General features: G+C 71.3%; 10 protein-coding genes. 3 read left to right on the top strand and 7 right to left on the bottom strand.

Features of this window, described 5'->3' with window-relative positions:
• From BCF74_RS16530 to BCF74_RS17940, 3 genes are all read left to right on the top strand, one after another.
• On the top strand, positions 1-545 hold a 545-nt coding region (locus BCF74_RS16530), incomplete at its 5' end, for an HNH endonuclease signature motif containing protein (protein WP_146133025.1).
• A gap of 231 nt (positions 546-776) precedes the next feature.
• Positions 777-2,465, top strand: a complete 1,689-nt coding sequence (locus BCF74_RS16525; RefSeq protein WP_106299033.1) for an alkaline phosphatase D family protein — start codon at positions 777-779, stop codon at positions 2,463-2,465.
• Positions 2,466-2,524: 59 nt separating this feature from the next.
• The gene (locus tag BCF74_RS17940) at positions 2,525-3,295 is read left to right on the top strand and encodes a DUF4031 domain-containing protein (RefSeq protein ID WP_106299032.1); all 771 of its coding nucleotides are present in this window, start codon (positions 2,525-2,527) and stop codon (positions 3,293-3,295) included.
• Here the strand turns inward: BCF74_RS17940 and BCF74_RS16515 are convergent.
• The 7 genes from BCF74_RS16515 to BCF74_RS16485 all read right to left on the bottom strand — a co-directional run bounded on the left by BCF74_RS16515 (position 3,279) and on the right by BCF74_RS16485 (position 11,691).
• On the bottom strand, positions 3,279-3,926 hold the full coding sequence (locus tag BCF74_RS16515) for an HD domain-containing protein (RefSeq protein ID WP_106299031.1): 648 nt from the start codon (positions 3,924-3,926) through the stop codon (positions 3,279-3,281). The two genes, BCF74_RS17940 and BCF74_RS16515, sit on opposite strands and share 17 nt — an antisense overlap.
• A 101-nt stretch (positions 3,927-4,027) precedes the next feature.
• Positions 4,028-5,884, bottom strand: coding sequence for a DUF2339 domain-containing protein (locus BCF74_RS16510; RefSeq protein WP_146133024.1), 1,857 nt, complete (start codon positions 5,882-5,884; stop codon positions 4,028-4,030).
• Between the two features lie 61 nt (positions 5,885-5,945).
• Positions 5,946-7,523: a trypsin-like peptidase domain-containing protein gene (locus BCF74_RS16505; protein WP_177426689.1), complete on the bottom strand. Its 1,578-nt coding sequence runs from the start codon at positions 7,521-7,523 to the stop codon at positions 5,946-5,948.
• Between the two features lie 48 nt (positions 7,524-7,571).
• Positions 7,572-9,095, bottom strand: coding sequence for a sensor histidine kinase (locus tag BCF74_RS16500; protein WP_106299029.1), 1,524 nt, complete (start codon positions 9,093-9,095; stop codon positions 7,572-7,574).
• Between the two features lie 7 nt (positions 9,096-9,102).
• Positions 9,103-9,816: a response regulator transcription factor gene (locus BCF74_RS16495; protein WP_106299028.1), complete on the bottom strand. Its 714-nt coding sequence runs from the start codon at positions 9,814-9,816 to the stop codon at positions 9,103-9,105.
• Between the two features lie 147 nt (positions 9,817-9,963).
• On the bottom strand, positions 9,964-10,605 hold the full coding sequence (locus BCF74_RS16490; RefSeq protein ID WP_106299027.1) for an LURP-one-related family protein: 642 nt from the start codon (positions 10,603-10,605) through the stop codon (positions 9,964-9,966).
• 111 nt (positions 10,606-10,716) lie between these two features.
• Positions 10,717-11,691, bottom strand: coding sequence for an IS481 family transposase (locus BCF74_RS16485; protein ID WP_106298037.1), 975 nt, complete (start codon positions 11,689-11,691; stop codon positions 10,717-10,719).
• Positions 11,692-11,796 lie beyond the last annotated feature (105 nt).

Raw genomic sequence — 11,796 nt, 5'->3', positions numbered from 1 at the left:
GTGAGCTGTGGCGGCGGGACCGGCACTGCACGTTCCCGGGCTGCGACGCTCCGGCGATGTGGTCGCGGGCGCATCATGTCGTGCACTGGGCCGACGGTGGCCCTTCGGACCTGAGCAACGCGGCACTGTTGTGTCAGCGGCATCACACGCTGGTGCACGAGCGACGGCTGATCGCGGTGGTGCATCCACCCGATGTCGATGGCCGGTGCGTGACCTGGGACCTCTCCCCGGGCTCGTACGACCGATGTCTGCCCGAACGCCTCACCGACCTCCGTCGCGCCCGCGCGCGACAGGGTCAGCGTGAGCGTGCCCGAGCCCGGCGGGTCCTGGACACCGGACCCAGTACCGGGCGGTGCCTCGACCTACCCGACGACGTCCTGCTCGACCTCGTCGACGACCTCATCGCCCACGACACCCCCACCGACCCCAACACATGGCCCCACGGTGACACCTGGCCCGAAGGAGACGCGTGCCCAGAAGGTGACGTGGGGACGGAAGGGCACGCATGCCCCGACGACATCCCCAACCTGCCGCACTCGGCCTGACCCCACAGCTGACCCTGGGCGTCGTGGTGACGCATGGCCCGAAGGGGACGCGTGGACGGAAAGGGTCGCGTGGCCCGACGGCATCCCCAACCTGCCGCACTCGGCCTGACAGCGCGGGCCGCGTCAGCGGCCTCTCGGCGCCAACCGCTGGTGACGAAGGCACAGGCTGCTGACGGACGGCATACAGCGCACGTGCTGGTCTCGCCCAGCAAAGGAGGGTAGAACGTCAGGGTGTCCGACTCTCCCCTGGTTCTCGGCCCGCTCCTGCGCTACGTCGGCGAGGACGCGGCGACCATCTGGGTGCAGACCCGCGACGACGCCCGGGTGAGCGTGCACGCTTTCGGACGGTCCTTCACGACGCGCACCTTCACCGTCCACGGCCGACACTTCGCACTCGTCCTCCTCGGGGACCTGCCCACGAGCGAGTCGAGCGACTACCGCGTCGACATCGACGGGGAGGAGGTCTGGCCGCGGCCCGAGCAGACGTTCGAGGGACTGCCGCCGAGCCGGATCCGGCTGCTTCGCCACACCGAGCCGACCCGGCTCGCGTTCGGGTCGTGCCGCACGAGCGTTCCACACGACGCCGAGGGCAACCGCAGCAACGGCGTCGACGCCCTGCGCGCCTACGCCCACTGGCTGTCCCGACCCGACCGTCGCGAGGACGAGTGGCCGCACCTCGTGTGCTTCCTCGGGGACCAGGTCTATGCCGACGAGACCTCGGACGAGATGCGCGAGTACATCGCCTCCCGACGCTCGCTCGACGAGGAGCCCGGAGAGGAGCTCAAGGACTTCGACGAGTACGCCCACCTCTACCAGCTCGCATGGTCGGACCCGCTGAACCGCTGGTTGTTCTCGACCCTGTCGAGCACGATGATCTTTGACGACCACGACATCCGCGACGACTGGAACACCTCGCGGTCCTGGCTCGAGGAGATGCGCGCGACGTCGTGGTGGCACGGCCGCATCGTCGGCGGCCTCGCGTCCTACTGGGTGTTCCAGCACGCCGGGAACCTGTCTCCCGCGGCGCTCGCCGAGGACGAGATCTGGAAGGTCGTCGCCGGACACGACGACGAGCAGGGCGAGCTCGACCTCACCGACGTCCTCGACGCCTTCGCGGAGCGGGTCGACGCGCGCCCCGACACGTACCGGTGGAGCTATTCGCGTGACCTCGGCGAGTCAAGGCTCATCGTCGTCGACTCCCGGGCGGCGCGCGTGCTCGAACCCGGTGAGCGTTCGATCCTTGACCCGGTCGAGATGGACTGGCTCGACGAGCAGCTGCACGGTGACGTCGACCATCTGTTCATCGGAACCTCGCTGCCGTTCCTCATCGCCCAAGGGATCCACGACCTCGAGGCGATCAACGAGGCCATGGCCTCGGGGGCGTGGGGGCAGCGCTGGGCCGGCATGGGCGAGAAGGTGCGACGCGCCGTCGACCTCGAGCACTGGGCGGCCTTCCAGGAGGGGTTCCGCAAGGTCTTCGACATGGTCGTCGAGACGGCGCGGGGGGAGCGGGGCCGCGCACCTGGCACGATCACGTTCCTCTCGGGCGACGTGCACAACTCCTACGTCACCGAGATCTCCCCGCAGCAGCTCGGACCGGGCGCGTCCACGGTGGTGCAGCTGGTCTGCTCTCCCATCCGCAACCCGCTGCCGCGAGTCGTCCGCGTCCTCCAGGCGTTCATCGGCAAGGGCCTCTCCCGGCCACTGCGGCTGGTGGTCTCGAGGAGCTCGACGGTGCCGAACGCGCCGATGTCATGGACCCTCACCGAAGGGCCATGGTTCGACAACAACCTCGCGACGCTCGAGGTGAAGGGCCGCGGGCTCGTCGTCCGTTGGGACAAGGGCGAGGTCGACGGCGACACCCTCGCCGACCTCGACGCCCCGCGAATCCGGGAAGTCGCCCGCGTCACGATCGACTGACCGCGGTACGGCTCGGGCGCCCGGCACACCGCGTCGATGTCACGGCCTACGATCACCCAGTGCTCCTCATCGACCCACCGGCGTGGCCGGCCCACGGGAGGCTGTGGTCGCACCTCGTGAGTGACACCTCGATCGCGGAGCTGCACGCCTTCGCCGAGCGGGCAGGGCTACCGCGTCGCGGCTTCGAGGGGGACCACTACGACGTTCCCGAGGAGCGGTATGCCGCGGTGGTCGCCGCGGGCGCCCAGCCCACCGAGGCGCGTGAGCTCGTGAGGCGGCTGCGCGCGAGCGGCCTGCGACTGACCAAGCGCAAGGGCGACCGCGGCCTCGCCAAGGTCACGCCTGTCGACTTCCCCGACGGCACAACCGCTGAGGTCGACCTCATCGCGAGCAGCCGTCCCGCAGACGCGGACCGCGTCTTCGCGGCCATGGTCTTCGTCAGGGACGCGGCGGGTGACTTCGTCGTGGTCCACAGTCGCCGCCGGGACGAGTGGGGTGCGCCCGGAGGGTGGCGTGAAGGCGAGGAACCGGTCGTCGAGAACGCGCTGCGCGAGGTGCGTGAGGAGTGCGGACTGGTCCTCACCGGCGAGGCGCTCGCTCCGGTCGCGTACGAACGCTTCCGGCAGATCGGTGGTGGGGCAGGGCTCTGGCGTCCGGGACAGGACCTGCTCCAGGTCTACGCCGCGAACGTCGACGGCGTGCGGCCCGCATTGACCGCCCAGCTCGACGACACGACGGACCGGCGCTGGGTCACCCCAGACGAGCTACGGGCCCTCTGTGGGCACCTGTTCTGGTGGCCGGTGGCCGAGCACGTCATCGAGACCCGCTGAGCCGGTCCAGCTCGACGCGCAGGTTGGCCCGGGCGCGCGGCTCCCAGCGCCGCCGCGCATGCTCGGTCCGGTACGTGTCCGCCCGGTCCAGGAACGGGCCGAGGATGGCGGCCCGCCCGGCGGCATACGCATCATCCGGCACGTCGGCGTACTCCCGGCGGACGGCCGAGCAGTAGTCGTCGAACCTGTCCAGCGGTGCGGCGAGGATCCACAGGTCCGCGTCGTGGAAGGTGGCGCGCGGTCCGCGGGTCTGCGTGACGTCGTGGGTCGCCGACTCCTCGACGAGCTCCCCGACGAGCTCGACCGTTGCGGAGTCGACACCGCAACGGGACAGCGCGTCCCGGGCCATCTCGGCGCTGGCACGCTCGTTGTCCTCGGGCGCGGTGGCGTCATAGACCGCGTCGTGGAACCACGCCGCGAACACCACTGCTGCCCACGCGAGGTCGTCATCCAGCGCACTCGGGCGCAGCTCGGTGAGCGCGGCCAACACCTCGTCGAGGTGGCGCAGGTCGTGGTAGTCCCGGTGCGGCTCGGACCAGCGGCGCAGCAGGTCGGCGCGGACCGTGGCGAGACCGGCTGCGTCGCCGCCGGTGATCCGCACGGCTTCGTCCCACACCTCGTCGCGACGCATGCCGCGATTGTGTCAGTCGGCGCCGTCGCGTGTCGGCGGCCGGGAATCGTGTCAGTCGGCGGTTTCCCGCGGGGTCGGCTGGAGAGCCGGGGCGCAGCGAGTCACGCTGCGCCGGTCGGGCGTGACCGATCGAGTGCCTTCGCGTATGCCGTTCCGCTGGCGAGGAGCAGCAGTCCAGTGACGATGAAGGCGGCCACGCGCCAGAGCCCGTCGAGGGTGGCGAGGTCGAACAGGAAGAGCTTGGCCACGCTCACCGCGGCGAGTCCCAGCCCCAGCCGCAACGTGAGCTCGCGGTGGCGGCTGGCCCGCAGGCCGTGGAGCAGCAGCCACGCCGAGACGAGCATCCACAGCACGGTGGCGAGAGCGTGCCCGGCAACGAAGCCCATCGCCGTCGCGTCCAGGACACCACCGATGAGCAAGCCGGTCGAGACGACTGCGACCGCAGAGGTGCCGAGCCCGGCGATCAGCGCGGCGACGCGCGTGCTGCGCCGCACCCCACTCGGGAGGCCACGGACGACGTCGACGCCCCAGGCCCCGAGGGCAGCCACCCCGGCCGCGAGGAGGCTGTCGAGGAGAGCGACGCCCGCGTCGTGTTCCGCCGCTGTGCCGAGGGAGATGTAGGCGCCCGGGTGAACGAGGTAGGCGAGCGCGGCGACGACGCCCGTGCCTGCGGCGACGACCAAGGTGACCCGGGATCGGGTCGTCACTGCGGCCGCGGCGTAGCCGAGGGCGACACCGATGAGCGCCGTGGTCAGCCACCGGTCCGGAGCGCCGCTCGTCACGGCGAGGACCGCCGAGACGCCGGAGACGCTGCCGAGCACGAGCGCGAGCGGGGTCGGGACCGGTCCGACGGGTCGTCTGGCCGTCACGGCGAATGCCACGGCGAACCCGACCGCGGTGAGGGCGAGCCCCGTGGTCCGGGTCCTCTCCCCGTACGGAGCGAGGCTGGCCAGGAGGACTCCCGAGGCGAGCGCCGTCATGGCACTCCCAGTGAGGTCGGTGGGCGTGTGCCGGCCCGCCGAGACCGCCCCGGCGACGGCGAGCAGGGTGAGCGCGACAGCGGCCACCACGGGGATTGGCGAGGGGGTCGACCCGTTCACCACTGTGGCAGCCGCGACGAGGAGCGACGTCGGGCCGGTGCGGGCGATGGCGAGCAGCGGCCAGCCGCGGTCGCCGCGCGCGAGCAGGGCGGCGCCGGAGAGCACGACGGCAAAAAGCGCGACCTCGTCACCGACGCCGTTGGCCACGCCCGGCGCGAGCAGTGTGGCGCCGAGGACGGTGAGCACGGCCAAGAGCTGGCTCTCCCAACGCCGGGCGAGGAGGAGTCCGGTCACCGCGACGAGCCCACCGACGGCGAGACCGGCGGTCGCAGGAAGCCAGCCGTAGACCGTGGTGACGGCGACGACGTCGAGGTAGCCCGCGGCATACCCGGTGGCTGTGAGGGCGACCGGGGCGGCACTGAACCGTCCCGCCGCGCGCTCGCGGCGCCGCACCACATGTCCGGCCCCGACGAGGCCCAGGGCGAGGACGACCCCGAGGCCGACCCGCAGTCCGGGCCCGAACCAGTCCTGCTGCATCGCGAGGGCGAGCAGCATCGCGACGCCGATGAGGGTGACGACGGCACCGGCGACGGCGAGGGCACGTGTCACCGCTCCCTCGCGTTGCCACCACGACGGCGTGGGTGCGGTCGCCGCAGGCTGCGTGGCGGGTGTGGGTTTGGCTGGTGTGGGCGCCGCCGGCGCGGGCGCGGCTGCCGCGAGTGCGGACTGCGCCTCTGGCGCGGACGCGGGAGTGGGCGTCGGCTGCGGCGTGGGTGGCGCCGTCGTCGCCGGACCGGTGCCCTCCAGCTCGATCGAGGCGCGCAGTCGGGCCAAGGAGTTGCCGACCGCGTACATGCGGGTCATCGCGTCGGCGAACTCGGCCTCGAGTCGCCGCACGTCCTGCAGCTGGGTGTCCATGAACCGAGGGTGGAACGAGGAGTACCCCGACTCCATGAGTCGGGGTACTCACTCGCGGTGCTCAGTTCGAGGGGGCTGCCTCCAGGGTCACCGCGACGTCTTGGCTCTTCCCGTCGCGCAGGAGCGTGACCGTCACCTTGTCGCCGACCGCGTACTCACGGATGTGGGCGACGAGCGACTCGGACGAGTCGACCGACTCGTCGTTGACCGCGGTGACGACGTCTCCGGTCTTCAGTCCGGCCTTGGCTGCGGGGGTGTTGGGCGACACGCTCTGCAGCTTGGCCCCGGCGCGCGTCGCGGACCCGTCGGAGGCGGTGCCGTCGAGCACGCTGACACCGAGGTAGGCGTGCTCGGCCTTGCCGTCGGCGATGAGCTCCTTGGCGATCCTCGCGGCTTCCTTGATGGGGATGGCGAAGCCGATGCCGATGTTGCCGGACGAGCCACCCGAGCTCCCGAGCGACGCGATCGAGGAGTTGATCCCGATGAGCTGGCCGTTGGCGTTGACGAGGGCCCCACCGCTGTTGCCGGGGTTGATCGCGGCGGAGGTCTGGATGGCGTTCGTCACGACCGGCTGGTTGCCCTCTCCCTGCTCCTGGTTCTGCGGCCCCTGCTGACCCTCGCCATAGGGGTTGCCGAACGGGTTCTGCGGCTGTTGCTGGGGCTGCCCCTGTGCGGCCTGGGTCGTCACCGGCCGGTTGAGCGCGCTGACGATGCCCGTCGTCACGGTCCCGGCGAGCCCGAGTGGGTTGCCGACGGCCATGACCGGGTCGCCGACCTTGAGGGCCTCGGAGTCGCCGATGGCGATGGGCTTGAGGTCCTTCGGGGCGGCCTCGATCGACAGGACGGCGAGGTCGGTCGACGGGTCGGTGCCGCGGATACGTGCCTTGAAGGTGCGGCCGTCGCTGAGGGTCACGGTGAGTTGCTGTGCGCCGGCGACGACGTGGTTGTTCGTGATGACGTTGCCGGAGGAGTCGATGACCACGCCGGACCCCTCGCCACTGTCGGTCTTGATGGCGACGACGCTCGGCGACACGGCGGCGGCCGTGGCGGTCCAGTTCGGGTTCTGCGGGTCGGCCTGGGACACCGGGGCCGACTGTGTGCCGCGGCCCAGCTCTGACGAGGGCGACGCAGTGGAGGAGGTCTGCGTGTCCTGCGTGAGCTGGGCCGCGGCGAAGGTGCCGCCCGAGGCGAGGACGGCGGCGAGCGCGGCCACCGCGACGAGCTCCCCGCGCCGACGCCGAGGGGTCGGCTGTGGCGCAGGCTCGTGCGGGGCCGCCCCGGGGGCCGGAGGAGGGGGGAAGGCCGGCCCGGCGGGTTCGTTGGCGCCGTACCAGGTGGTCGGCGCGGGCTGGGGGCGCGCGGTGTCGGGCTGCGCGTTGAGGTATCGCTGGGTGTCCCCGGCGGAGTATGCCGGGGGCTGCTGCCCGTGGGGCTGCCCACCGTGCGTGGGGTGGGCAGCCCCGCTCTGCGGCGGGTGGGGCTGCCCACCGTGCGGCTGCCCACCGTGCGGCTGCCCATCGTGCGGGGGGCGGGGCTGCGCGCTCTGGTGCGGCAGGGTCTGGGTCGGCGCCCCGCCGGCCGGGACGTCAGCCGGTGCGTCGGGGCGGCTGGCCGGGTGTCCGGACTCGGTGTGGCTCATGGCGCTCTCCTTGGGTGTGCTGGCACTCATCACTCAAGTGCCCCGACCTCAAGGGGTGCTGGGCCGTACCTGTGAGGGCACTGTGGGAGCAGCACCGGGGCCGGGGCCCGAACCGGGCGCCTGCGAGCGGGGCCGCGTGGGCACCCGGACGACGAAGGTCGCCCCGCCACCGGGCGTCTCCTGGACCCCGACCCGACCGTCGTGGGCGCTGACGATGGCCGCGACGATGGCGAGCCCGAGGCCGTTGCCGCCACCCTTGCCGCCGGCTCCGCGGGTGCGCGACGGGTCCGCCCGGTAGAACCGCTCGAACACGCGATGCGCTGTGCCAGAAGGGATTCCGGCTCCATGGTCGCGAACCTCGAGAACGCCGTCGGGCCCGTCGACGCCGACCGCGACCTCGATGGGTGTGCCCTCGGGTGTGTGCCGGACGGCATTGGCGACGAGGTTGGTGACGACCTGCCGCAGCCGCGACTCCGAGCCCCACGCGGGAGTCACGTCGAGCGGCCCGGAGAGACCGACGAGCGAGATGCGCCGCTCCGGCGCGCGCACCCGCGCGTCGGCGGTCGCGTCGGCGGCGAGGACGGTGAGGTCGACCTCGCCCATCGCCGCGACCGGCTCTTCGTCGAGACGAGCGAGCGTGAGCAGGTCCTCGACGAGCCCGCTCATCCGGCCGGACTCGGACTCGATGCGCTCCATCGCCGCCCGCGTGTCCGCAGGGTCGGAGATGGCGCCCTGCCGGTGCAGCTCGGCATACCCGCGCACCGTGGCGAGAGGGGTGCGCAGCTCGTGGCTGGCGTCCGCGACGAACTGGCGCATCCGGTCCTCGGACGCCTCGCGCACCGCGAACGAGCTCTCGATCTGCGCGAGCATGGCGTTGAGGCTGCGTGACAACGACGTCACCTCGTCCTCGGCCTGTCGCACGGGAATGCGTCTCGTGAGGTCGCCGCCGGCGATTGCCGCCGCGGTGTCCTCGATCTGGGCGAGCGGGCGGAAGGCGCGGCGGACGGCATACCACCCGAGCAGTGCCGACACCGCGAGGACGAGCGCGCTCAGCGCACCGGTCGTCACGAGGAGCCGCGTCACGGTCTGCTTCACCGACTGCAGCGGCACGCCGACGGCGAAGGTCGCCTCGTTGCCGCCGACCGTGCCCGCGACGAACCGCCAGTCCACGTCGCTGTCCCTGGAGTGCACGGTGAACGGGCCGGACTTGAGCCGGGTGTCGTCGAGGGCGATGCGGGGGAGGTCGGGGTGCGCGTCCTCCTCGCCCGTCGGCTGGACCATCGTCGCGGGGCCGTTGACGGGGAAGAGGGCGAACGCGTACCCGGTCGGTGTCAGCTCCTGCTCACCCTGGGTGAGGTCCTTGAGTGCTTGTCGCGCAACGGGTTCGGCGACGCTGCGCAGCTCGTCGTCGACGCGGCCCATGAGGTCGCGCTGCATGAGGTACGCGGTGGCGAGGTTGGTGAGCAGCAGGGCGGCGGTGAGGACCACGAGGACGATGGCGACGAGCCGCACCCGCAGCGGCATCGCCTCGAGCCGGCGGACGACCGCCTGCGGGGCGGGGGTCGTCGTCATGCTGTCGTCACGTCTGCGGCGGGAGCTTGAGGACGTAGCCGACGCCGCGCTTGGTGTGGATGAGTGGGGGCAGGCCCTCGGTGTCGATCTTGCGCCGCAGGTAGGAGATGTAGGACTCGACGATGCCGCTCTCGCCGCGGAAGTCGTACTCCCAGACGTGGTCGAGGATCTGCGCCTTCGACAGCACGCGGTTGGGGTTGAGCATGAGGTAGCGCAGCAGCTTGAACTCGGTCGGGCTGGTCTCGATGACCCGGCCCGCGCGGCGCACCTCGTGGCTGTCCTCGTCGAGTTCGAGGTCCTCGAACCGCAGGGCGGCGCTGTCGTCGAGCTCCCCGCGCGTGCGGCGCAGGACGGCCCGGATGCGGGCGACGACCTCCTCGAGGCTGAACGGCTTGGTGACGTAGTCGTCGCCGCCGACGGTGAGGCCCTTGATCTTGTCGTCGAGCGAGTCGCGGGCGGTGACGAACACGATGGGGAGGTGGCGCCCGTTCTCGCGGAGCAGGCGGGTCACCTCGAAGCCGTCCATGTCGGGGAGCATGACGTCGAGGACGCAGAGGTCGAACTGCGTCTTCCCGGAGAGGCCGATCGCCTCGCTGCCGGAGCCGGCGACATGCACCTCGAAGCCGGCGAACTTCAGGCTCGTCGCGAGGAGCTCACGAATGTTGGGCTCGTCCTCGACGACGAGCAGCGTGGCTTCGGGGGTGGCGGCGTGGGCGGTCACTGCACCAGTGTCGCGGCGAAGTCTGGGAGTTTGCTGGACGTATGCCGGGTGCGCGCTCTCGACGAGCGCACGCCTCGCGGATGGGCGCCGTTGGTGCCGCGGGGGCCGCGGGGGCCGCGGGGGCGTTGGCGTCGCGGGGGCCGCGCCTCAGCGCGACTGGAGCGCGTCGAGGGCGACGGCCATGGCGGCACCGACCCGCCAGTCGATGGGCGACCCGTCGACGGGCGGCAGCTCCACCGTGTACGCGTCGCGCAGGGCAGCCTTCTTCGTGCTGCTCATGACGAGCTGGCCACTCGGCGTCCGGAAGTCGAAGTGGAAGAGGAACGGCAGCGGGATCTCGCCGACGACCGGGATGAAGTCCCAGACCCGCCGCACGATCGCGACGGTCTGGTTGCGCTCCTGACCGACGGCGGTGACGCCGGCTGCGGTCGTGAGGTGCCACGTCGACCGCAGCAGCGACTTGCCGAAGTCCTTGCGGAACTGGCCGATCGGCGTCCCGGTCGCGTCCGCGACGTCATAGGTCGCGCCCAGATCCATGCGCGTGCGGGCCTTGAACCCGAAGACCGGCTGCCGCTTGCTCGCGTCCGCGAAGAACGTCACCTGCTCCTTGAACGCCATCCGCTTCTGCTCGGCGAACGCGATGAGCCCCTGCTCGCTGCCGTCCGCTCCGAGCCGGTGGATCTCGTAGCGGTTGACCATCATCGTGAGCTTCTGTCGGACCCGGAAGCGGATCGGCTCGGTCTGCGTGGCGGTCGGGTCGACGGCGTTCCCCTGCGGCGGCTGTGTCATGGCGTCACCCTTGCACACGCGGATGTGCGCGTATGCCGTCCGCTCGCGGTATGCCGTCCGCCCACCTTCTCGGGGGCGCGTGGCGGTCGAGCGGCTAGCTGTACCCGGCCATCACGTTGGTGACAGGCGGCTGACCGGCGGGAGTCCGCCGAGCGCGGTGTGGCGTCGTCGAGTGTTGTACTCGTGTAGCCAGGGTGCAAGAGCGGCGGCACGGTTGGCGTTGCTGGTGAAGACCTGTCGGTAGGCCCACTCGGTGGCCAGGGTGCGGTTGAACCTCTCGACTTTTCCGTTCTGCCAGGGGCAGTGGGGCCGGATGAACTTGTGCGTGGCCCCCATGGCGGTCATCGCGTCCCTGACGTCGTTGCTTTTGCGGTAGCTGAAGTGGTTGTCGGTGATGACGCGTTCGATGGCGGCGATGCCGTGGGCGGCGAAGTGTTCGGCGGCGCGCAGGATGAACGCGGCGCAGGTGGGGCCGGTCTCGTCCGGGAGGATCTCGCTGTACGCGAGCCGGGAGTGGTCATCGACCATGGAGTGCACGTAGTCGTACCCGATGCGCGCTTTCTTCCGTGCCGCGGTCGAGCCCATCTGGCGGCCGTGGGCTCTCCACCCGCCACCGTCGGGGATGCGCCCGATCTTCTTGACATCAACGTGAACCAGCTCGCCGGGGCGGTCGCGTTCATACCGGACCGCGGTGGTCTTCGAGGCGCGGATCACGTCCCCGGTGAGCGGGTCGCAATGCCGCAGGTAGGGCAGGTCATGGCGGCGCAGGATTCGGCTGACCGTGCGTGCCGGGACACCCAGTTCAGGCCCGATCCAGTCCTGACCACGCCGGTGCTCCCGCCGGGCAGCCACCACCGCGTCCTCGACCGATGTCGCGGTGCGGCGAGGGCTGGAGTGCGGCGCCGAGGACCGGTCCGACAACCCGGCCTCACCCTCGGTGTCGAACCTGGACACCCACCTGTGAGCGCACTGACGCGAGATCCCCATCGCCTTCGCGGCATGAGCCACTGCCCACCCTTGGCGGCGAACGCGGTCGACCAACAGACGACGACCATGAACATTCAGACGAGCGTTAGCGTGGGACACGAGAACCTCCGGGCGGTTGGGACTTCGACAATCCACACCTCACCCGGAGGTTCTCCTCGTCGTCAACGCCTACGTGTCACCAACCTCGCGGCCGAGTACAGCTAG

Origin of the sequence: Knoellia remsis (assembly GCF_003002895.1) — a bacterium.
Lineage (GTDB): Bacteria > Actinomycetota > Actinomycetes > Actinomycetales > Dermatophilaceae > Knoellia > Knoellia remsis.
Note: the sequence above shows the minus strand (reverse complement) of the source record. Positions and strands in the feature narration are given on the sequence as shown.

Coding starts and splice junctions, on each gene's coding strand:
- BCF74_RS16510 (WP_146133024.1), bottom strand. CDS start 5,884: ATGGACACCCAGCTGCAGGACGTGCGGCGACTCGAGGCCGAGTTCGCC.
- BCF74_RS16505 (WP_177426689.1), bottom strand. CDS start 7,523: ATGAGCCACACCGAGTCCGGACACCCGGCCAGCCGCCCCGACGCACCG.
- BCF74_RS16515 (WP_106299031.1), bottom strand. CDS start 3,926: ATGCGTCGCGACGAGGTGTGGGACGAAGCCGTGCGGATCACCGGCGGC.
- BCF74_RS16490 (WP_106299027.1), bottom strand. CDS start 10,605: ATGACACAGCCGCCGCAGGGGAACGCCGTCGACCCGACCGCCACGCAG.
- BCF74_RS16500 (WP_106299029.1), bottom strand. CDS start 9,095: ATGACGACGACCCCCGCCCCGCAGGCGGTCGTCCGCCGGCTCGAGGCG.